The sequence below is a fragment of the Streptomyces sp. NPDC085944 genome, assembly GCF_040686295.1.
Taxonomy (GTDB): Bacteria; Actinomycetota; Actinomycetes; order Streptomycetales; family Streptomycetaceae; genus Streptomyces; species Streptomyces salinarius.
In genome coordinates this window covers 12,734-32,812 of sequence record NZ_JBFBJX010000020.1, presented here as the reverse complement: position 1 = coordinate 32,812, position 20,079 = coordinate 12,734, and the positions used below count along the sequence as shown (strand labels likewise).

Genomic DNA, 20,079 nt, shown 5'->3' with positions numbered 1-20,079 from the left:
CCCTTTCGGGTGTGGTCCGGGTGGTGGGTCAGGAGGTTGTGAGGCTGCGCTCGGCGTTGAGGGCCTGCCGGGGACGTATCGGCAGAAACCATCGGCAGAGGTTCATATCCGCTACGCTAAAACCTGACGTTGACGTCAAAGGCAAGTAGATGTGATGCACGACACGCTGGGCATGGAGGCGGGAATGCGTATCGGAGAACTCGCCCGGAAGACCGGAGTCACCCCCCGGGCTCTGAGGTACTACGAGGAGCAGAACCTGCTCGTCTCCCAGCGCAGCGACAGCGGGCAGCGGCACTATGCGGAAGCCGCGGTCGACCAGATCCGGCTGATCCGGGAGCTGTACGCCGCCGGCCTGTCCAGCAAGACCATCGCCGAGTTGACGCCCTGCGTCATCGACGGCAAGGCCACGCCCGAGTTGCTCGACCGCCTCGCCGTGGAGCGCGACGGCATCGACCAGCACATCGCGGACCTGTCACGCACGCGGGACCGGCTCGACTCGGTCATCGCCGGTGCCTCCGCCAACATGCACACCGGCGCCCCTTGCCGACGAGGCGCGGCCGACTAGGTCGGCACCACTGGATGGCACGGGTGCGGGCGCTGCACCAGCACGACCGGTGAGCCGCAGCGATGGCAGCCACCTGCTCCCATCGGGACCCACCGGCGGTCGGCTGGAGTCTGTTGCGGAAGTAGATCGTGGTGTGTGTCGATCGTGTTCTGTGGCACGTGGAGATCCGTCGGACGAGCAGTGGGACCGGCTGGAGCCGTTGTTGCCGGAAGGAGGGGATCTGCGACAGGAATCACCCGACGGTCTGACCGCCGGGCCCGTATGCGTGAGCGATGCGTGAGCGGACGGTGTGGCACGAACAGCCACGAGCCGCACCGCTCATCACGGGCAGACACCCTGACCAGGTAGTTCCGGGACCCCGTGGCAGCGCCCGGAACCGGCCCAGCAAGCCTTGGGCCAGGACTTTTGATCCATTGGTTGTGGGTTCGAGTCCCACAGGGCCTACAACGTCGGACCCCGGTTCAGAGCACGACCGAACCGGGGTCCCGTCGGTTCCGCTCCCGGCACCGGGACACCTGCGCCGGTACGGAGGCGCACAAAACGGTGTGCGTCGTCGGGCGGCGGTCGGGTAGCTTGCGGGGCATGTCGAGCCCCGAAGCATCCAGGGTGGGGGCTTTCGGTCACGCCGTCAGCCCCCTGGACCACTGAGTCCGTAGTGCTGGCCGTCCTGCCGCGTTCCGCGGCCGGACGCCCGGGTCCGTGGGTGCTGACCGCGGTGACGAGAACGCCTCTCCCTCTGTTTCTCATCGCCTCGGAGCCACTCGATGCCTCTCGCGCTGTACCTGCTTGCCCTGGCCGTCTTCGCCATGGGCACCTCCGAATTCATGCTCGCGGGCCTCCTGCCCGGGATCGCCTCCGACCTCGACGTGGCGGTCGGGACGGCGGGCACGCTCACGTCGGCCTTCGCCATCGGCATGGTCGTCGGCGCTCCGCTCATGGCAGGGCTCGCCCGCACCTGGCCGGCGCGATCGAGCCTTCTCGGGTTCGTCCTCGTCTTCGCGGCGGCTCACGCACTGGGCGCCACCACCGCGAACTTCCCGGTCCTGTTCGCCGCCCGGGTGGTAGCGGCGCTCGCGAACGCCGGATTCCTCGCCGTGGCGCTGACCATCGCCGCCCGGCTGGCCCCGGCGGACAGGAAGGGACGCGCGCTCGCGGTGCTGCTGTCCGGGACGACGGCGGCCACGATCGCCGGGGTCCCCGCGGGATCGGTACTCGGCACCACGCTCGGGTGGCGAGCCACGTTCTGGGCCGTCGCCGTCCTCTGTCTGCCCGCGACCCTCGGCATCCTCAAAGGCGTCCCGGCCGGCCCCGACCAAGGAAACAAGCCCCACAGGCCGGCGCTGCGAGCGGAACTCACCCGGCTCAGGAGCCGGCGCCTGGCGCTCGTGATGCTGCTCGGTGCCCTGGTGAACGCGGCGACCTTCGCGAGCTTCACCTTCCTCGCCCCCGTCGTCACGGGCACCGCCGGCCTGAGCGACCTGTGGGTCTCCGTCGTCCTGGTCCTCTTCGGCCTCGGTTCCTTCGTCGGCATCACCGTCGCCGGACGCGTGTCCGACCACCGTCCCGGCCTGGTCGTCCTTCTCGGTGGCCCGCTGCTTCTCCTCGGCTGGCCGGCCCTGGCCGTGCTGGCCCACCGGCCGGCCGCCCTGCTCGTCCTCGTGTTCGTGCAGGGCGCGCTGTCGTTCGCGCTGGGCGGCACCCTGATCACGCGAGTGCTCTACGAGGCGGCAGGGGCCCCCACCATGGCCGGCTCGTACGCGACCGCGGCCCTCAACACCGGTGCCTTGGTGGGGCCGTTCGTCGCCGCGGCCTCCCTGGGCACCACGTTCGGGGACCTCGGGCCGCTCTGGGTGAGTGGGCTGCTGGTGGCGGTCGCGCTGCTCGTGGCGTTCCCCTTCCGGCGCGTGGTCGCGGCGGCCGGTCGCGGCGCCGAGGTCGACGGCTGACCCGTCCGGGCGCCGGCCGCCGCCCCGCCGGACCGTCGGTGCCTGCCGGTAGAGTCCCTCGGTATGAGTACAACTCCGCCCGGCGGAGGCTGGGTTGGCCTCCGCCCTCGCCGGATCACTCCGCGCCGCCTCGGTGCCGCCGCCGTGGTCTACGGCGTGTTCGTCGCGGGCTGGTACCTGGGGCAGCCCGTGACGCCCGAATGCCGACCCGACCAGGCCGCCGTCGACCGGGTCGCCGAACGGTACGGGCACGTACCGGTCTCCACGCCCACCCCCGCACCGTCCGCCTTCCCGGCCCCCCTGCACGACGAGGCGCGTGTCGTTGGCCGGTCCACGATGGCCGTCGCCTACAGCTCCTATGCCGTCACCTGCACCGACGACATGGGTGAACGCCCGCGTCTTCAGGCGTGGTTCGAAGGCGACTGGAAGTAGAGCCGGATGCCCGACTGGATGACCCCGCGCCGCCTCGGTGTCGTCACCACGCTGTACGCCGTGTTCCTGGCCGGCTGGTGGCTGGGCCAGCCGGTGCTGTCCGACGGCTGCCCGCAGGACCGGAACACCGCCGAGGCGGACGGCCGTCCCGCACCGGTGGAACCGGCCGACCCGGGCCGGTATCTCGACAACCTCGGTCTCGACTTCGCTTTCCCGGACTTCGGCCTGCTCGACTGGGCCGACGGCATGGACGGCCGTCGCGACGGCGAGTACGGTCCCGGCGACTACGGGTACGCGGTGCCGGGCTGGTCCGCAGCCCACGACACATACGGTGCCGACCCCGCCCGCTGCTCCTACAAGAAGCGTGCGCGTCTGGTCGCCTGGGTCAACGGCGACTGGAGCTGACCCGGCCGGAGCGGCTCAGGGCCCGGGCCATCCAGGGCTGGAAGGGCAGGTGCCCGGTGACCACCTGCCAGTCGTTGACGGTCCACACCAGACGCCAGTACCGCTCGACGAGCGGATCGTGCCCCGCTTCGAACCGCGACGCCATCCAGTCCCGCAACCCGGGGCCGTCGGGGCGCCCGAGTACGGCGGCGAAGCGCCTCGCGACGGCCTCGACCACCGCGTCGGCGCCGGAGCCGTCCGGGTCGATGCCCGCCGCCCTCGCGTCGGCGACGGCGTCCCGGACGAACGGGACCAGCTCGGCCGCCTGCTCGGGGGCCACCCCCGGCAGCGCGTTCTCGTCGGCGGGCGGGAACGCGGCGTCCGCCATGCGCGCGCGGAAGTCGTCGTCGGCGATGAGTTCGGCCAGCTCCACCCACGCGGCGAGCCGGGTGTCGGACGGCTCGTCGGGGAGGTCGGGCAGGGCCGTGCGCAGAACGGCGGCAGCGTCGCGGGCCTGTGGCGTGCCGGCGCCGAGGCCGGTGATGAAGTCGGCCATCATGCGCCGTCGTTCGTCGGCGGTGAGGCGGGTCAGCCGGTGCATGAGAACGGTCTCCTCGGGACTGGGACCGCGCCGGGCGACGAGCCGCAGCATGCTGTGGCGCAGCCGCAGGGCGCGGATCCGGAGGGCGGTGGCGTCGGCGTGCGCGGCGGCGACCTCGGCGACGGAGACGGCGCCGTCCAGCACGCGGCGGACCGTGGCGAGGTCGACGTCCAGCTCCCGCAGGACGCCGACGAGGTGGAGCCGGCCCAGGGCCGCGTCGTCGTAGCGGCGGTATCCGGCCGGGGTGCGGTCGGTGGGCGGCAGCAGTCCGGTGTCCGAGTAGAACCGGATCGTCCGCACGGGCACGCCGGTACGGGCCGACAGTTCACCGATCGAGTGCAGGGGCGTCGCGCCGTTCATGAGCCCACCCTGCGGTCTCCAGCCACTGGAGAGTCAAGGCGGGGCGTCAGCCGGAGGGCTGGTCCTTGTCGTCGGCGGCGGGCGGCCGCTCCACGACGAACGACCCCTTCCCGCGAACGGTGACGATGAGCCCCCGTTCGCGGAGCTCCTGCGCGGTCCGGCGCGCGGTGAGTCGCGCTACGCCGTACTCGTCGGCGAGATGGTTCTCCGACGGGATGGGCCTGTCCGGTGCCAGCTCTCCCGACTCGATCTTCTTCGCGATGACGTCGGCGAGTTGAACGTAGAGCGGTCTCGCGCTCATCGGGTCCAGGGGGGTCGAGGGCTCGGGTTCTGTATCGCTCACGTGTCCAACGTATGCATCCGTCGACCTACACGTACGAGTGGATTCCTCTGTACCTGTATACAGAGGGCTGTGTCCCGCGTGCATGCTGATCCACAGAAGACCCCGGCGAGGTGGCCAGACCTCCCGGGGCACGGCCAACGCTTACAAGGAGCGTCGACATGCACGACCTTATCCACCGCATCGCCCACTGGTTGACCCTTCTCCTGGGCCCAGGCACCGGAACCCGTCGGGCAGGCGGCCCACGCCATCGAGCCCGGAGCACCACTCCCCCCACCGTCCCCGCGAGCCTCCCCTTCCACCACTCCCCGTACTGCCGTCACCTCCCCCTCGACGGCGCCGCCTCCCGCCTTGTCCGCCCCTACGTCGCCGCCCACGAGCAGGAGCTGGACCGGCACGTCGGCGGTGCGGAGAAGGCGGCCGCGTGATGACACCGCACACCGCGCTACGGCTGCTGCCCTGGCTGTCGGCCGACGGCAAGCCCTGCTTCCTCGCTCCCGGCGACGGCAGCGGGCCCGTGTCCCGGCTCGCAGACGAGACGGAGGCCCGGCAGCTCGCCGAGGGGCTGGACGTACTCCGCTCGGCGCGCGGCGTCCTGGACGACCCCGTGTCCCCGAACGCCGAGGTCCGCTACACGGCGATCCGCCTGACCGAGTGCCTCGCGGACGCGCTGCGGGTGGCGGAGTCGAGGGGGCGGTGCCTGTCCACGGACCACGGTGAACCGTAGGAACAGCAGCGGCGCCTAGTGTTTGCCCACCGGAACCCGCCGCCCGCCCGCCTTCCCGGAGTGTCACCCATGCCCCTGCCCCACGTCCTCCTCTCCGCCGCCGTCTCCCTCGACGGCTACCTGGACGACACCAATCCCGAACGGCTGCTGCTGTCCGGCCCCGCCGACTTCGACCGGGTCGACGAGGTGCGGGCCTGCGTGGACGCGATCCTGGTCGGGGCCGGGACAATCCGGGCCGACGATCCGCGGCTGCTGGTGAACTCGGCCGAGCGGCGGGCGGCCCGGGTCGCGGCCGGGCAGGCGGAGTACCCGCTCAAGGTCACCGTCAGCGGCGGCGGCGAGCTGGATCCGGCGGCGCGGTTCTGGCACACGGGCGGGGAGAAGGTGCTGCTGACCACGGACGACGGGGCCCGACGGGCCCGCGGGCTCGGCATCGGTGCCGACGTCGTGTCCCTGGGGCCGGAGCTGGACTGGCACGCCGCACTGGAGTACCTGCACGACCGGCGAGGTGTGCGGCGGCTCATGGTGGAGGGGGGCGGGACCGTCCACAGCCAGTTGCTCCAGCAGGAGCTCGCCGACGAGCTGCAGCTCGTTCTCGCGCCCCTCCTGGTCGGGGACCCGGCCGCACCCCGGCTGTTCGGGCCCGGCGCCTACCAGGGCGGGCGGCTCGCGCTGGTCGGGACGCGGCGGATCGAGGACGTCGTGCTGATGCGGTACCGGCCCACCGCACCCGGGACCGGCGAGCGTGTGGCCCCCGCCGACCGGTACTGGCTGGAGGTCGCCTGTGAGCTGGCCGGCCTGTGTCCGCCGTCGGAGACCGCGTTCAGCGTGGGGGCGGTCGTGGTCGCCGCCGACGGGAGCGAGCTGGCGCGCGGGTATTCGCGGGAGGGCGGCGATCCCGTGGTGCACGCCGAAGAGGCCGCGCTCGCCAAGATCGACCCCTGCGACGCACGGCTCGCGGGCGCGACCGTGTACAGCAGTCTCGAGCCCTGTGCCCGCCGGGCCTCCCGTCCCGCGCCCTGTGCCCGGCTGATCCTCGACGCCGGGGTGCGCCGGGTCGTCACGGCCTGGCGGGAGCCGGACACCTTCGTGGCGGGCGCGGACGGGAGCGGGTTGCTCGCCGCGCAGGGCGCCGCCGTCGTCGTACTGCCCGAGTACGAGGGGGCGGCCAAGGCGCCGAACCGCCATCTGGAGCGGTAGGGAACCGGCGGCGGAGACACCGATGTGCATTCCGGTCCCGGGATGACGTACAGTGGTGAACACAACGGCGCGGGGTGGAGCAGCTCGGTAGCTCGCTGGGCTCATAACCCAGAGGTCGCAGGTTCAAATCCTGTCCCCGCTACTGAAGGCCGAGGGCCGGAATCCGAAAGGGTTCCGGCCCTCGGTGCGTCTCGGCACGTACGACGGCGTCCCGCACCCCCGTGTCATCCGGTCGGCCCCTCACCGCTCGCCGCCCGCCCCCGCTCCCGGAAACCTGGACTCCTGGACGGTAAGCGGCGCACGGACGTGCGGGGTGGTGGGAGACGAGTGGTGCGGCCAGGTGACGTGGAGGACGAGGGAGCGGCCGCCAGAGCCGGTGGCCGGCTCCCCGGCGATCCCGTTCCCGACCCGGGCCTCGGGGACGAGCAGCCGCCCGCCGGGCCGCCGCCGCGCAGCCGGACCGCTTACGGGCGCGTCTTCGTGCACGCGCTTCCCGTGCTGCTGATCGTCGTCGCCATCCTGTACGACATCCTCACCCCGAGGTACTTCACCGCCGGCCCCCTCTACACGGCCGCTCCCCTGATCGCCGCCCCGCTCTACTCGCGGCGCGGCACGGCGCTCACCGGTGTCGCCGTGGTCGTCTCGGTCATCGGGCTTCAGCTGGGCAAGGGCGTCATCCACTACGTCGACTCCCTCACCGAGCTGATCACCATCGCGACGGTCGCCGTGCTCGCCGTCATCGTCAACGGCATGGTCCGGCGCAGCAGCGAGCGTCTCGTCTCCGTCCGCGAGATCGCCGCGGCCGCCCAGCGCGCCGTGCTGCCCCAACCCGCCGAGCGCATCGCGGGTTTCGAGATCGCCGTCTGCTACGAGGCCGCGCAGGCCGACGCGTTCATCGGGGGCGACCTGTACGCGGTGCAGGACTCCGCCCGCGGCGTCCGGCTCATCGTCGGCGACGTGCGCGGCAAGGGCATGGGCGCGGTCGCCGCCGTCGCCGTCGTGATCGGCGCGTTCCGGGAGGCCGCCGAGCAGGAGGCGACGCTGGAGGCCGTGGCGCAGCGGCTGGAGCGGGCGCTGGCGCGCGAGGGCACCCGGCGGGACGGACTGGACGCCTTCGAGGGCTTCACCACCGCCGTCCTCGCCGAACTCCCGCACGGTGACGGGACCGTACGCATCGTCAACCGCGGCCATCCGCCGCCCCTGCTGCTCCACGCCGACGGCACCCTGGGCGCCCTGCCCGCCCGCGAGTCGGCGCTGCCGCTCGGCATGGGCGAGCTGGGCGTCTGGCCCGACCGGGCGGAGGAGGTCGACTTCCCAGGTGGGGCCACCCTGCTGCTCTACACCGACGGGCTGACCGAAGCCCGGGACGCCGGGGGCGAGTTCTACGATCCGCTGACGCGGCTGGCCGGCCGCGTCTTCCGGCATCCGGCGACCCTGCTCGACACCCTCGCCGAGGACGTGCGCCGGCACTCCGGGGGCGGCATGGCGGACGACATGGCGCTGCTGGCCGTACGGCGCCCCCGGCACGACGACCTTGATCATTGTCACGAGTCGTGACAGTGCGACCCCCCTCCGCATAACAACTGATACACCGTCAGAAGAAAGTGGCGTGAAGGGGAATACCGAGAGCGAGTCAACTCGTCCGGATTTCAGTGGTCGTGAGGGGTGCGTCCCGGCCGTTGCCGTTAATGATCAAGTGGAACGGCTTGGAATCCGAGCCTCGCGTCTATTAACGTTCGATAACGCAGCGCGGTCGTCCCAGCCGTCACAGAAGGCGGCTCCGTGCGCACGCGCCGAATCCCGCAAGGGAACCGGGGAACCACCACATTGGGGTGAATCGGGCGCATGACGCCGTGGAAACACGTCGGCACGCACCCGTAGGAGACCTTCCTGCTCCGAACCCGTCAGCTAACCCGGTAGGCGAGAAGGAAGGAAAGGAGTACGCCCACGTGGCGTCCAACCGGCCTGCCCCCGAGGCCCCGTTCGTGCCCACCGGGCACGGCACCGACACCTTCGGCTACGACGCCCCCCGCGCCGAAGAGGGCCCCTGGGAGGAGTGGAACCCCACCGCGGAGTCCATCCGCCCCGTGCGCGGCCGGCACCGCGTCGCCAAGCAGCGCGGCGGGCTCGCCCGCAGCTCCACCGTCCTCGGCGTCGGTGTCATAGCCGCCGTCGGCGCGGGCGGCATGGCCAGCGCGCAGACCGGCAAGCCGCCGGTGTCCATCTCCATGCCGGACCTGCCGAACGTCGGCTCGCTCATGCCCGGCGGCGACGAGGAGGCGGAGCCCGAGGGTTCCGCCACCCCGCTCAGCGGCATCACCCAGGCCGTCGCCGCGGACACCGGGGCGGACGCGGGTTCCGCCGGGGCCGGCGAGTCGCTGCGGGCCCGGATCATGGCGCAGGCCGAGCAGCAGCAGGCCCAGGTCGAGACCAAGGCCGCCGCCGAAGCGCAGGCCGCCGCCGAGAAAAAGGCCGCGGAAGCCGCCGCCAAGGCGGAGAAGGAGGCCGAGGAGAAGGCCGCCGCCGCCAAGAAGAAGGCGGAGGAGGAGGCCGCGAAGAAGGCCGAGGCCGAGCGGCTCGCCGAGCTGGCCAAGCAGTTCACCCTGCCGACCTCCTCGTACACGATCTCCTCCACCTTCAACCAGGCCGGCTCCCTGTGGGCATCCGGTCACCACACCGGCCTCGACTTCGCCGCCCCCACGGGCACGCTGCTCAAGGCGGTGCACAGCGGCACCATCACGTCGGCCGGCTGGGACGGGTCGTACGGCTACAAGACCGTGCTCACCCTCGACGACGGCACCGAGCTCTGGTACGCGCACCAGTCGTCGATCAACGTCAGCGTCGGCCAGAAGGTCACCACCGGTGACGTCATCGGCCGCGTCGGCGCCACCGGCAACGTCACCGGTGCCCACCTCCACCTCGAGGTGCACACCGCCGACGGCTCCGGCATCGACCCGATGGCCTGGCTGCAGAGCAAGGGCCTCACCCCCTGAGACCGACTGAGTCGTCACGCTTCCCGCCCCGCTGAACCCCGGCGGTCCTGACGGCAACCCCCCGACGTCAGGGCTGCCGGTTCGCGGTCGTTTTGCGGGGTTTTTGCGTGCATCCGGAATGGTCCGCTCCAGTGCGGTCGTTGATCCTCCACATGACTTCTCTGCGCAAGCTCGGCTCCTCCGACCTCGAGGTCTTCCCCCTGGCCCTCGGCGGCAACGTCTTCGGCTGGACCGCCGACCAGGACACCTCCTTCGCCGTCCTCGACGCCTACACGGCGGCGGGCGGCAACTTCGTCGACACCGCCGACTCCTACTCCGCCTGGGTCGACGGCAACAGCGGCGGCGAGTCCGAGACCGTCCTCGGCAAGTGGCTCGCCTCCCGCGGCAACCGTGACGACGTCGTCCTGGCCACCAAGGTCAGCCAGCACCCCGACTACCCCGGCCTGTCCGCCGCGAACATCAAGGCCGCGGCCGACGCCTCGCTGCGCCGCCTGGGCACCGACCGGATCGACCTCTACTACACCCACTTCGACAAGCCCGAGGTGCCGGTCGAGGAGATCATCGGCGCCCTCGACGAGCTGGTGAGGGCCGGCAAGGTGCGGCACATCGCCGCCTCCAACATCTCCGCCGAGCGGCTCGCGGCGTCCCTGGAGTTCTCCGAGCGCGAGGGCCTGGCCCGGTACGTCGCTCTCCAGCCGCACTACAACCTGGTCTCCCGCGACACCTACGAGGGCGAACTGAGCGGCCTCGCCGAGCGGGCCGGTCTCGCCGCCGTGCCGTACTACGCGCTCGCGGCCGGCTTCCTCACCGGCAAGTACCGGCCGGGCACCGCCGTGGACAGCCCGCGGGCGGGCGGTGCGGCCAAGCACCTGGAGACCGAGCGCGGGCGCCGGGTGCTCGCCGCCCTGGACGAGATCGCCGAGACGCACGGCGTGCCCGTCGCCACGGTGGCCCTCGCCTGGCTGGCCGGCCGGCCGACGGTGGCGGCGCCCATCGCCTCCGCGCGCACCGTCGAGCAACTGCCCGCACTGCTGGGCGTGGCCGAGCTGGATCTGACGCAGGACGAGGCGGAGCGGCTCACGCGGGCGTCCGCCTGAGCGGGCGGCGCGGGCCCTACGGCCCGTAGGGGCGGGGTGGCGGGTACTGCGGCGCGTAGGGCAGTGGCGGGGTGGGCGGCGCGTACGGATGGTGCGACGGGGGCGGACCGTACGGACCGTACGGGGCGGGCACCGGCGCGGGTCCGTACGGGCCGGGCGCCCCGTACCCGTACACCCACGGCGGGACCGGCCGCGGCGCCGGCGGTGCCGTGACCCGGGCCGCGTACTCCAGCGCCGGACGGGCCACGCCCCGCAGCCGCCACAGGGCGTCCAGCAGTTCCCGCTCGCGTACGGCGAAGTCGGCGCCCGCCCTGCCCCGGCGCCCGCGCTGCCGCAGGAACGCCACCGAGGTCGCGCAGGCCTCGTACCGCGCCACCGCCCGCGCCCCCTCCTTCCCGACGTGCCGGCGGGCGTACTGCCGGGCGACGCGGCGGGCCCGCATCGAGCCGAGCGCGTACGGTTCCGTCGGCGTCAGCCACCCGGCGACGACGTACGCGGGCAGCTCGGCCCGTACGGTGCCCAGTTCGCGCTGCCGGGTCCAGATCACCAGCCAGGTCAGCAGGCCGAACGACGGCACCATGAACGCCGCGTACACGGCGAAGAAGCCGTACTCGCCGAACGCGGCCGAGCCGTTCCACAGGGCGTGCATGCCCATCGCGAGCAGCAGTCCGCCAAGGGGCAGCAGGGAGCGGCGCAGGCGGTGCCGGCCCCCGGAGAGGGCGGCGATGCCGAAACCGATGCCGGTGAGCACGGTGAACAGCGGGTGCGCGAACGGCGACATCACGACGCGGACGAAGAAGGTCGCCGCGGTGACGGAGGCGATGCCGCTGTCGCCGGTCAACTGGTCGGTGCCGAAGGCGGTGCCCAGGTAGAGGATGTTCTCGGTGAAGGCGAAGCCGGTGGCGGTGACCCCGGCGACGACCACGCCGTCGACGAGGCCGGTGAAGTCCCGTCGGCGGAAGAGGAAGACCAGGAGGACGGCGGCGGCCTTGGCCGACTCCTCGACGACCGGGGCTATCACCGTGGCGCCCCAGGTGTCCGCGCCGGTCGGGTCGGCGGTCGCGGTCGCTATCCACCGGGTCGCGAAGCTGTTGGCGACGATCGCTATCAGCGCCGCCGCGCAGGCACCCCAGGCGAAACAGAACAGCAGGTTCCGCCAGGGGCCGGGATCGACCCGGTCCAGCCAGCGGAACGCGGCTATGAGCAGCGGCACGGGCAGGACGGCGAGGCCGAGCCCCACGAGGAACCCCTGCGTGCCGGTCTGTTCGCGCACCAGGGCCAGGATCACCAGGCCGGAGAGCGCCAGCAGGGTGATCAGCGCGGCGTAGCGGACCCAGGGGCGCTGCCACCAGTGCGTATGCCGGTGCACGGGGGTCGAATACGGGGGACAGGTGGCCACGGCATGGACCCTAACCGGTGGGGGGCAGCTCCTTGTGCGGTACGCGGCGGAAGAGCAGGTCGTTCACCACATGCCCCTTGTCCAGTCCCTGCCCCTCGAAACGGGTCAGCGGCCGGTGCTCGGGGCGCGGCGCGAATCCGCCGCCGGGCGCGGTGTTCTCGAAGTCGGGGTGCGCGGTGAGTACGTCGAGCATCTGCTCGGCGTACGGCTCCCAGTCGGTGGCGCAGTGCAGCACGGCCCCCGGGGCGAGCCGGGTCGCGGCCAGGGACAGGAACTCCGGCTGGATCAGCCGGCGCTTGTGGTGCCGCTTCTTCGGCCACGGGTCGGGGAAGTAGACGCGCAGCCCGGCGAGGGAGTCGGGGGCGAGCATCTCGCGCAGGAGGATGATCGCGTCGCCGTTGCCCACCCGGATGTTGGACAGCTCGTTCCGCTCGGCGAGACCGAGCAGGTTGCCCTGGCCCGGGGTGTGGACGTCGACGGCGAGGATGTTGGTGTCCGGGTCGGCGGCGGCCATCGCGACGGTGGCCTCGCCCATGCCGAAGCCGATCTCGACCACGACGGGGCGGGCGTTGCCGAACAGCTCGGCGAGGTCGACGACCCGCTGCCCGTCGATGTCCAGCCCCCACCGGGACCACAGCCGCTGCAGCGCGTCCGCCTGCCCGGTGGTCACCCGGCTGCGGCGCGGCTGGAAACTCCGGATCCGCCGCTCGAAGTGCGATCCGGCGGGATCGGGCTTCGGCCCGTCGGGAAAACGGGGCTCGCCCTTGGCGCGGACGTGCCGCAGGGAGGCCCCGGCCGGGGGCTGGGGAGGGGCTTCGGGGGCGTGGGCGTGGGCGTGGTGGGAGTCAGACACAATGCGTCGATTTTAGTGCGTGTACGTGTGTGCGATGGCCTGTCGAAATAGTTATGGGATATAACTGTAGCGACAGATCGAAGTGCTCGCGTCAACGCCGAGGAGAGACGCCGTGATTCACCACCAGATCCGCCTCGCCATGCGCCCCGACGCGCCCCGGGACCGGGTCGACGAGGCTCTGGAGATGCTCCGCAGGATGGGACGGGAGATCGAAGCCGTCACGTACTGGTCGGTCGGGCGCGACGTGGGCGGCGACTTCGACTACGGAGCGCTGTTCTCGGTCGAGGACATCGAGGGCTACCGGGCGTACATGCACGCCCCGCTGCACCGGCGGGTCGACGAGATCGGGCTGCCGCTGGTGCGGCGCATGGTCTCGCACGATCTGACCGACGACGAGGACCCGGCCACGGGCGACCTCATCCGGCAGATCCACGCCGAGCGCTTCGCCGGGGACCCGGCCCTCGTCGCCCTGATCGAGGGCCTCGGCTCGTACGAGGGCAGCAGCGCGCCCGAGTAGGACAGGTCCTCTAGGGATGTCGTTCGGATCGGGCCGGCTCCAGGCAAGGGTGCCGTGTGGCCGACCCGAGCGGAGGCGGTGGGGCCCCTCTCGCGCGGGCGAAGCCGAGCGTGGGGGAGCGTGCAGCTGCAAGTGGGGGAGCGTGCAGCTGCACGGCGGAGGAGGGCGGCAACGCGGAGCGTTGACAACCGACGACAACGCCGCTGGGGGCACCTCCCACGCCCTTCAGGCAGTGGGGGAGCGCGTGCCGGACCCCGCGACCCCGACAAGATCCAAACGACGCCCCCTAGCTAGTCCGCGGCGGCCAGCATCGCCAGCGCCCTGCGCCCCACTTCCCGGCCGATGGGCAGGGACGCGGTCGCCGCGGGCGACGGTGCGTTCAGGACGTGGACCGCGTGGGGGCCCTCCTTGATCAGGAAGTCGTCCACCAGCGTGCCGTCCGCCAGCACCGCCTGCGCCCGCACCCCGGCCGGCGCGGCGACCAGGTCGTCCTCCGTCACCGCGGGCAGCAGTCTGCGGACCGCCGTCGTGAACGCGGCCTTGGACAGCGACCGCCGCAGCTCTCCCGCGCCGTACCTCCAGTGCCGCCGGGCTATGTGCCACGCCCCCGGCCAGGCCAGGGTGGCGCCCAGCTCGCGGGGGCGCACCACGCCCCAGCCGTACCCTTCGCGGGCCAGCGCCGGCACCGCGTTCGGCCCGACGTGGACGCCTCCGTCGATGCCGCGGGTCAGGTGCACCCCGAGGAAGGGGAACGCCGGGTCCGGGACCGGGTACACCAGCCCTCGCACCAGCTCGGGCCGCGCCAGCTCGTAGTACTCGCCCCGGAAGGGCACGATCCGCATGCCGGGGTCGTCCCCGGTCAGCCGGGCGATCTCGTCGCAGTGCAGCCCGCCGCAGTTGACCACGACCCTGGCACGGAGCACGTCTCCGGCGCGGGTGCGGACGGCGACGCCGAGGCCGGGGCGCCGGTCGACGCGGTGCACCTCGGCGCCGTAGTGGATCTGCGCCCCGGAGGCGTGGGCGAGCTGCCGGGCCACGGCGCCGTAGTCGCAGATGCCGGTGGTGCCGACGTGTATGGCGGCCAGGCCGCGCACCTCGGGCTCGTACTCCTCGATCTGGGAGCCGCCCAGCTCGCGCACCGGTATGCCGTTCTCCCGGCCGCGCTGCACCAGGGCGTGCAGGCGGGGCAGCTCGGCGCGGTCGGTGGCCACGATCAGCTTGCCGGTGACGGCGTGGGCGATGCCGTACTCGGCGCAGAACTTCACCATCTCGGCGGCGCCCCGCACCGCGTAGCGCGCCTTCAGGGAGCCCGGGCGGTAGTAGACGCCGCTGTGGATGACGCCGCTGTTGCGGCCCGTCTGGTGACGGGCAGGGCCCGGCTCCTTCTCCAGGACCGTCACCCGGGTGCCCGGTGCGGCACGCGTGATCGCGTACGCCGTGGACAGGCCGACGATGCCGCCGCCGACCACCAGCACATCACAGTCGAACACTCGTTCCATCTCCCGGTTCACCTCCCGGCTTCGATAGTGCACTGCGCCACTGACAATGCCTTCAAACCCGGAAGAGGGCGGTCCGTCAGGCCGGAGTCACCAGCAGCGGGCGGGCGCGCTCGCGCAGCTCCACCACGCGCGGCTCGTCGCCGTAGGGTTCCAGGCGGTGCAGGAGGTCCTTCACGTACTCGGTGGTGCGGGCCGAGGAGATGCGGCCCGCCACCTCGACCGCCCGCACGCCCTGCTCGCAGGCCGCGTCCAGGTTGCCCGACTCCAGCTCGGCCACCGCCGAGACGACGAGTCTGAGACCGTGCGAGCGTACGAACTCCTCCGTCGGTTTCGACAGCGCCTGCTCCGTGAAGCGGCGGACCTGGCGGGGTGCCTTCAGGTCGCGGTAGCACTCGGCCGCGTCGGCGGCGAACCGGTCGTAGGAGTAGAAACCGAGCCACGACGGGTCGCTGTCGCCGGAACGGGCGCGCTCCAGCCAGCTCTCGGCGGCCTTCAGGGCGGCGCCGGCCGCCACCGCGTCGTTCGCGCGCGCGTGGGCACGGGCCTCGACCAGGCGGAAGAAGCTCATGGTGCGGGCCGTGGCCAGGCCCCGGTTGCGCTCCAGGGCGGCCTGGGCCAGGTCCACGCCCTCGTCGCCGAAGCCGCGGTAGGTGGCCTGCAGGGACATCGAGGCGAGGACGTAGCCGCCGAGCGGGACGTCGGCCGCCGCGCGGGCCAGGCGCAGGGCCTGGATGTAGTACCGCTGGGCGGCCTCCTGCTGGCCGGTGTCGAAGGCCATCCAGCCGGCCAGGCGGGTCAGTTCGGCCGAGGCGCCGAACAGGGCGCGGCCGACCTCGTCGGAGTAGGAGCCGAGGAGCAGCGGTGCCGCCTCGACGCGTAAGCACTCGGGGACCATCGACGAACGCCAGTCGCCGCCGCCGTACTTGGAGTCCCAGCGTCGGGCGTCCTCGGCGGCCTCGCGCAGCTTCTGCACATCACTGTGGCCGACTTTGAGCGGTGCGCCGGAGCCCTCGGCCGGGCCTGCCTCGCGCGCCACCGAGCTGTCGGCCGGGGTTATCAGCCATCGTGAGGCGGGCGTCGCATATGCGCTCACCGCGAACGATCCGGCGAGCGACTGCCAGATGCCGCCGCCGGTCCGGCGGCCGGCGAGGTCGAGACGGTACAGCTCGGTGGCGGACCTGACCGCCTGGCCGACGTCCCTCGGGAAGGCGAGGCCCACCTCGGGGGCCGGGTCCGCGTCCGCCAGGCCGATCTCGTGGAGTGGCACCGGGCGGCCGAGCTTCTGGCCGATGGCGGCGGCGATGAGGTGCGGCGCGGCACCCTGCGGCACCATGCCCTTCGAGACCCAGCGCGCCACCGACGTCTTGTCGTAGCGAAGGGTCAACCCGCGCTGGGCGCCGAGGTCGTTGACGCGCCGGGCGAGACCTGCGTTGCTGATTCCCGCGAGGGCGAGAACGGCGCCGAGCTTTTCGTTCGGCCCGCGTTGCTCCCTGGACATGCGTCACCCCTCGACACAGACGGCTGCCGCGCTGGCATAACCACGCGGCATTCGTAAACCCAGCGTAGTTCGCCGCATCCCATGCGTTAAGAGGCATTCTTCCGGATGGCGGGATTGTGGTCCGTACTCAAGTGCGGTGTATGTACGGTCTGTTGCCGCGTGCTCCCGATGTGTGGCCGTGCGCCCGTCCGTGCGCTCTTCTCCGGCCACGGCGGGAGCGATTCCATGGGCGGTGCGTGGGTCGGCCCGCTGTACTGGATCCAGTGGGCTGGGGGACGCCGCCGCCTACATCCCCGCGGGCGGCGGACCGGCCCGGGGGGCGAGTCCCGTCCCCCGGGCCGCGCACCGTCGGCGGCTCGTCGGGCGGTGCGCGGAGTTTGTACGGAGCGTGTTCGAGTGTGGCCGCGTTACGTCGATTTGGCTGAAAATCACCGCTGGTGATTTCGGGGTACCGCCGCCCTCACCACGGTAGTTGAGGGCGCGCGGGGGAGCCAAAGGGCGCGTTTCGGGGGCGCATTCGCGTCGTCTTCACTCCCTCGGTTGCGGCGTCCCGGAGACGGTGCAAGGGAGTTGGCGTCCTCGCGTGAGTCTCCGCCAGGGCGCATTCGCGGAGCACACACGGCTCCGCCGACGCTCTGTGGCGCGCCCTTCGTGGCAGCATGGGGAACCAGTTCGTACGGTGCACTGGTTGTCCCCAGCCTGTGGAGGCGTCGATGCGGTGGTTGGTGGGGTGGAGCAGCGCCGCCGTGGGAGCAGGAGCAGCGGGGATCGTCGGGGCGGCCGGCTCCGCCGGGGCCACCCGTTCCGCAGGGGTCTACGGCTCGGCCGGGGCCACCGGTTACGACGGTGAGACCGTGCAGCCCGTGGGTGCCCAGGCGTTGTGGGGCGACCCCGACCCGCTGTGGGCGGTCGGCGACTGGCGTCCCGACGAGGTGCGCGTCGTCACCGCGGACCCGCAGACCCGGATCGCCGTGCTCGGCATCTGCGGCGCGAGCGACGAGCAGTTGCGGGTCGCGCTGTTCGCCGCGCGCGGGGGCGCACTGCGGCATCTGACGGCGTGGCCCGGCAGCTACACGGCCGTCGTCCAGGTCGGGCGACGGATCACCGTGTGCGGCGATCTCGCGGGCGCGCGGCCGGTCTTCCACACCCCGTGGGCGGGCGGCACCGCCTACGCCACCGCGGCGCTGCCGCTCGCCGACCTCGTCGAGGCCAACCTCGACTTCGGCCACCTCGCCGCGCTGCTCGCCACGCCCGACGTGCCGGCCGCGCTCGACGATTCCACGCCGTACGACGGGGTGAAGCGCGTTCCGCCGGGGCACGCGCTGATCCTGCGCGCCGGGGCGCGAGAGATCGCCGGGTACGAGCCGGTGGCCTCGCTCGCCGTCGCGGCGCCCGCGGCCGACCCCGACCGCGCGGTGGACGCCGTGCGGGACGCCCTGGTGGAGGCGGTACGGACCCGGCTCGCCGCGCCCCGGCACGTCCCCGGGGACGGCATCGACCCCGGTCCGGTGCCGGGCATGGGACCCGCCGAACGCCGTGCGGCGCGCGGGATGCCGGTGCCGGGGATCGGGGCCGACCTGTCCGGCGGGCCGGCCTCGGGCACGCTGGCGCTGCTGGCGGCCGGGCTGCCGGGGATGCCGGGGACCGTGCTGGGGCACGGCACCGGGGCGGGGGAGCGGCTGCTGGCCGTCACCTTCAACGACCTCGCCGTCGGCGGGCAGGAACCCGAGCTGGCGCGGGCGGGGGCGCTGGCGGCCAACCCGCGGTTCCACCACGTGGTGGTCACCGGCGACGAGGACATGCTGCCGTACGCCGCCCTCGACGGGCCGCTGACCGACGAACCGGGGTCCTTCCTGGTCGCCGCCGCACGGCACCGGGCGCGGCTGGCCGCGGGCAGCGCGGACCACTTCACCGGGTACGGAGCGCGGCAGGTGCTGGACGCCCATCCGGCGCGCCTGGCCGACCTGCTCATGGACCGCAAGAGGCGCCACCTGGTGCGGCCCGTCGCCGCGCTCGCCAAGGCCGACGGGTCGGTACTGGTCCCCGCCCGCGTGTACGCGGCGGCGCGACGGCTGGCCCGCACGCCGTACCGGAGCGGCCTCGAGGTGCTCGCCGAGCGGTTGCTGCGGCGGCGGTTCGACACACCCGGCGACGGTGCGATGGATGCGTCCCTGGCCGCGCTGACCTGGGCCGGGGCGGGGCCGGCGGCGCGGTGGCTGACCGGAGAGGCGCTGGCTGAAGTATCGGTTCGCCTGCAGACGTCCTCGCAGCGGTCGGGGGTGGGGCCGGGGCAGCGGCCGGGGGACTTCCGGGCGCGGGCCGCCCTGGCGCGGCAGGCGGCGGAGGTACGGGTGCTGGAGCAGGCTGCGGAGATCCGCTTCCAGCGGCTGCACACGCCGTTCCTCGACAACCAGGTCGTGCGGGCGTGCCGGGCCCTGCCGGAGGCGCTGCGGGTGCAGCCGGGGGCGCGGGCGGCGATCCTGCGGTCCGTGCTGGAGGGGGCGGGGGTGAGCGAGCTGCCGCCGGGGTGGGGGGCGCCGACCCAGGCGCTGGCGGCCTCCGCGGCGCGGACGGGGCTGCGGGTCGCCGCGGATTCCCTGCTGGGGCTCTTCGACCGGCCGCTGCTCGCGGAGGCGGGGCTGGTGGAGGCGCGGGTCGTGCGCAAGGCGGTGCGGGCGGCTGCCGCGGGGGAGCCGTTGCCGCTGGACGGGCTGGCCGACCTCGTCTCCCTGGAGCTGTGGCTCGGCCGCCTCCTGGCCCGCCGCGGCACCTGCTGGACCGGCACCCCGGCCCGCCAACGCGCGGTCCCCGGCGGCATCGCACCCCAACGGGGCGCGCTGGGCGGGGCGGGCGCGGTCGCGCGACGGGTGTGACGCGTGCCTGCGGCGCCGGTTCGGGTGCCTGCGGCGGTGGGTGGTTGGTGGTGGGGGGCCTGCGGCGCCTGCGCGGGTGGGGTGGGGTGCGGATGCCTGCGGCGCCGGTGCGGGTGCCTCCGGCGGTGGGTGGTGGGGGGTGCCTGCGGCGGCCTGTACGGGGTGCGTGGTGGTGGTGCGGGTGCCTGCGGCGGTGGTGGGGGGTGCCTGCGGCGCCTGTGCGGGTTCGGTGGGGGTACGCGTAGCGCCTTGGGGTGCGTGGTGGGTCGGGGTCGGGCCGGGGGGTGTCCGTCCTCGGAACGGCGCGGAATCGGTCGGCCGCAGATCTTCCCCGGCGTTGACGCGCCAACCGCTGCGGGCGGACACCCCCCGACCCGACCCCTCCTCGCCGTACGCGGCTCTCCGCCGCCCCACGCCACTGCCCCGTCCCCGCCGTACGCGGCTCCCCGCCGCCCTCGCCGCCGTCACCACCCCAGCTGCAGGCAGTCCGCCACACCGCCGCCGCTGCTGCGGGCAGTCCGCCACGCCTGCCGCCCCAGATGCAGGGAGTCCGCCACGCCACCGCCGCTGCTGCGGGCAGTTGCCATGCCTGCCGCCCCCGCTGCGGGCAGGCGTGCCGTTGGGGCGGCACGGGTGGGCGGTCGGGGTGCCTCCCAGGCCGTTCAGGCGCTGGGGGGAGGCACCCCGCCGGCGCCGGGCCGCCTCACCCCGCTCCCCCGCCCACACCCGCGCCGGGTGACCGGGCAACCCCGGACCGGTGGGCCCACCCGCACCCACGCCGGGCACCCTGCCGGC

18 protein-coding genes, 1 tRNA gene and 1 riboswitch are annotated in these 20,079 nt (G+C 73.3%); of the genes, 13 read left to right on the top strand and 6 right to left on the bottom strand.

Annotation, left to right across the window (positions count from 1 at the left end; all coding sequences use genetic code 11):
* The first annotated feature begins 184 nt into the window (after window positions 1–184).
* The 4 genes from AB0P07_RS30750 to AB0P07_RS30735 all read left to right on the top strand — a co-directional run bounded on the left by AB0P07_RS30750 (window position 185) and on the right by AB0P07_RS30735 (window position 3,348).
* Window positions 185–565 carry a MerR family transcriptional regulator gene (locus AB0P07_RS30750; RefSeq protein WP_365556465.1) on the top strand — a complete coding sequence of 127 codons (381 nt, stop codon included), beginning with the start codon at window positions 185–187 and terminating at the stop codon, window positions 563–565.
* Between the two features lie 764 nt (window positions 566–1,329).
* Window positions 1,330–2,511, top strand: a complete 1,182-nt coding sequence (locus tag AB0P07_RS30745) for a Cmx/CmrA family chloramphenicol efflux MFS transporter (RefSeq protein WP_365556320.1) — start codon at window positions 1,330–1,332, stop codon at window positions 2,509–2,511.
* A 63-nt stretch (window positions 2,512–2,574) separates the two neighbouring features.
* Window positions 2,575–2,943: a hypothetical protein gene (locus AB0P07_RS30740; RefSeq protein ID WP_365556318.1), complete on the top strand. Its 369-nt coding sequence runs from the start codon at window positions 2,575–2,577 to the stop codon at window positions 2,941–2,943.
* 6 nt (window positions 2,944–2,949) lie between these two features.
* Window positions 2,950–3,348, top strand: coding sequence for a hypothetical protein (locus AB0P07_RS30735; protein WP_365556317.1), 399 nt, complete (start codon window positions 2,950–2,952; stop codon window positions 3,346–3,348).
* Here AB0P07_RS30735 and AB0P07_RS30730 read toward each other — a convergent pair.
* Entirely contained in the window at window positions 3,329–4,288 is a 960-nt protein-coding gene (locus AB0P07_RS30730; RefSeq protein WP_365556315.1) for a MerR family transcriptional regulator, read from the bottom strand. The genes AB0P07_RS30735 and AB0P07_RS30730 overlap by 20 nt on opposite strands.
* A gap of 46 nt (window positions 4,289–4,334) precedes the next feature.
* Entirely contained in the window at window positions 4,335–4,589 is a 255-nt protein-coding gene (locus AB0P07_RS30725; protein WP_365556463.1) for a GntR family transcriptional regulator, read from the bottom strand.
* Between the two features lie 200 nt (window positions 4,590–4,789).
* On the opposite strand from AB0P07_RS30725, the gene AB0P07_RS30720 reads away from it, so the two are divergent.
* The 7 genes from AB0P07_RS30720 (at window position 4,790) to AB0P07_RS30690 (ending at window position 10,645) form a co-directional block, all read left to right on the top strand.
* On the top strand, window positions 4,790–5,056 hold the full coding sequence (locus AB0P07_RS30720; protein WP_365556313.1) for a hypothetical protein: 267 nt from the start codon (window positions 4,790–4,792) through the stop codon (window positions 5,054–5,056).
* Complete coding sequence (locus tag AB0P07_RS30715) at window positions 5,056–5,355, top strand: hypothetical protein (RefSeq protein ID WP_365556311.1); 300 nt, start codon at window positions 5,056–5,058, stop codon at window positions 5,353–5,355. The genes AB0P07_RS30720 and AB0P07_RS30715 overlap by 1 nt, the downstream gene beginning before the upstream one ends.
* Window positions 5,356–5,424: 69 nt before the next feature.
* A complete protein-coding gene (locus AB0P07_RS30710) occupies window positions 5,425–6,555 on the top strand; it encodes a dihydrofolate reductase family protein (RefSeq protein WP_365556309.1) in 1,131 nt (376 codons plus the stop codon).
* 68 nt (window positions 6,556–6,623) lie between these two features.
* Window positions 6,624–6,697, top strand: a tRNA-Met gene (locus AB0P07_RS30705).
* Window positions 6,698–6,900: 203 nt separating this feature from the next.
* Window positions 6,901–8,112 (top strand): PP2C family protein-serine/threonine phosphatase, encoded by a 1,212-nt coding sequence (locus AB0P07_RS30700; protein ID WP_365556307.1) that lies wholly within the window; start codon window positions 6,901–6,903, stop codon window positions 8,110–8,112.
* 224 nt (window positions 8,113–8,336) lie between these two features.
* Window positions 8,337–8,493: riboswitch (cyclic di-AMP (ydaO/yuaA leader) on the top strand.
* A gap of 11 nt (window positions 8,494–8,504) precedes the next feature.
* Window positions 8,505–9,548, top strand: coding sequence for a M23 family metallopeptidase (locus AB0P07_RS30695; RefSeq protein WP_365556305.1), 1,044 nt, complete (start codon window positions 8,505–8,507; stop codon window positions 9,546–9,548).
* Window positions 9,549–9,700: 152 nt separating this feature from the next.
* Window positions 9,701–10,645, top strand: coding sequence for an aldo/keto reductase (locus AB0P07_RS30690; protein WP_365556303.1), 945 nt, complete (start codon window positions 9,701–9,703; stop codon window positions 10,643–10,645).
* 16 nt (window positions 10,646–10,661) lie between these two features.
* On the opposite strand, the gene AB0P07_RS30685 is transcribed toward AB0P07_RS30690, so the two are convergent.
* Both AB0P07_RS30685 and trmB read right to left on the bottom strand, forming a co-directional pair.
* Window positions 10,662–12,044, bottom strand: coding sequence for a PrsW family intramembrane metalloprotease (locus AB0P07_RS30685; RefSeq protein WP_365556301.1), 1,383 nt, complete (start codon window positions 12,042–12,044; stop codon window positions 10,662–10,664).
* Window positions 12,045–12,054: 10 nt separating this feature from the next.
* Window positions 12,055–12,828 carry a tRNA (guanosine(46)-N7)-methyltransferase TrmB gene (trmB, locus tag AB0P07_RS30680; RefSeq protein WP_365556461.1) on the bottom strand — a complete coding sequence of 258 codons (774 nt, stop codon included), beginning with the start codon at window positions 12,826–12,828 and terminating at the stop codon, window positions 12,055–12,057.
* A 181-nt stretch (window positions 12,829–13,009) separates the two neighbouring features.
* Here trmB and AB0P07_RS30675 point away from each other — a divergent pair, with 181 nt between their 5' ends.
* The gene (locus AB0P07_RS30675) at window positions 13,010–13,414 is read left to right on the top strand and encodes a Dabb family protein (protein WP_365556300.1); all 405 of its coding nucleotides are present in this window, start codon (window positions 13,010–13,012) and stop codon (window positions 13,412–13,414) included.
* A 290-nt stretch (window positions 13,415–13,704) separates the two neighbouring features.
* Here AB0P07_RS30675 and lhgO read toward each other — a convergent pair whose 3' ends face one another.
* Entirely contained in the window at window positions 13,705–14,913 is a 1,209-nt protein-coding gene (gene lhgO / locus AB0P07_RS30670; RefSeq protein ID WP_365556299.1) for an L-2-hydroxyglutarate oxidase, read from the bottom strand.
* 76 nt (window positions 14,914–14,989) lie between these two features.
* Window positions 14,990–16,411 carry an MFS transporter gene (locus AB0P07_RS30665; RefSeq protein ID WP_365556297.1) on the bottom strand — a complete coding sequence of 474 codons (1,422 nt, stop codon included), beginning with the start codon at window positions 16,409–16,411 and terminating at the stop codon, window positions 14,990–14,992.
* Between the two features lie 713 nt (window positions 16,412–17,124).
* Between AB0P07_RS30665 and AB0P07_RS30660 the strand changes: the two genes are divergently transcribed.
* Window positions 17,125–19,284: an asparagine synthase-related protein gene (locus tag AB0P07_RS30660; protein ID WP_365556295.1), complete on the top strand. Its 2,160-nt coding sequence runs from the start codon at window positions 17,125–17,127 to the stop codon at window positions 19,282–19,284.
* Window positions 19,285–20,079 lie beyond the last annotated feature (795 nt).

Bases quoted from the DNA above. Each gene is read 5' to 3' on its own strand.
- AB0P07_RS30750 (WP_365556465.1), top strand. From the start codon at position 185: ATGCGTATCGGAGAACTCGCCCGGAAGACCGGAGTCACCCCCCGGGCT.
- AB0P07_RS30745 (WP_365556320.1), top strand. From the start codon at position 1,330: ATGCCTCTCGCGCTGTACCTGCTTGCCCTGGCCGTCTTCGCCATGGGC.
- AB0P07_RS30740 (WP_365556318.1), top strand. From the start codon at position 2,575: ATGAGTACAACTCCGCCCGGCGGAGGCTGGGTTGGCCTCCGCCCTCGC.
- AB0P07_RS30735 (WP_365556317.1), top strand. From the start codon at position 2,950: ATGCCCGACTGGATGACCCCGCGCCGCCTCGGTGTCGTCACCACGCTG.
- AB0P07_RS30730 (WP_365556315.1), bottom strand. From the start codon at position 4,288: ATGAACGGCGCGACGCCCCTGCACTCGATCGGTGAACTGTCGGCCCGT.
- AB0P07_RS30725 (WP_365556463.1), bottom strand. From the start codon at position 4,589: ATGAGCGCGAGACCGCTCTACGTTCAACTCGCCGACGTCATCGCGAAG.
- AB0P07_RS30720 (WP_365556313.1), top strand. From the start codon at position 4,790: ATGCACGACCTTATCCACCGCATCGCCCACTGGTTGACCCTTCTCCTG.
- AB0P07_RS30715 (WP_365556311.1), top strand. From the start codon at position 5,056: ATGACACCGCACACCGCGCTACGGCTGCTGCCCTGGCTGTCGGCCGAC.
- AB0P07_RS30710 (WP_365556309.1), top strand. From the start codon at position 5,425: ATGCCCCTGCCCCACGTCCTCCTCTCCGCCGCCGTCTCCCTCGACGGC.
- AB0P07_RS30690 (WP_365556303.1), top strand. From the start codon at position 9,701: ATGACTTCTCTGCGCAAGCTCGGCTCCTCCGACCTCGAGGTCTTCCCC.
- lhgO (WP_365556299.1), bottom strand. From the start codon at position 14,913: ATGGAACGAGTGTTCGACTGTGATGTGCTGGTGGTCGGCGGCGGCATC.
- AB0P07_RS30665 (WP_365556297.1), bottom strand. From the start codon at position 16,411: ATGTCCAGGGAGCAACGCGGGCCGAACGAAAAGCTCGGCGCCGTTCTC.
- AB0P07_RS30660 (WP_365556295.1), top strand. From the start codon at position 17,125: ATGCGGTGGTTGGTGGGGTGGAGCAGCGCCGCCGTGGGAGCAGGAGCA.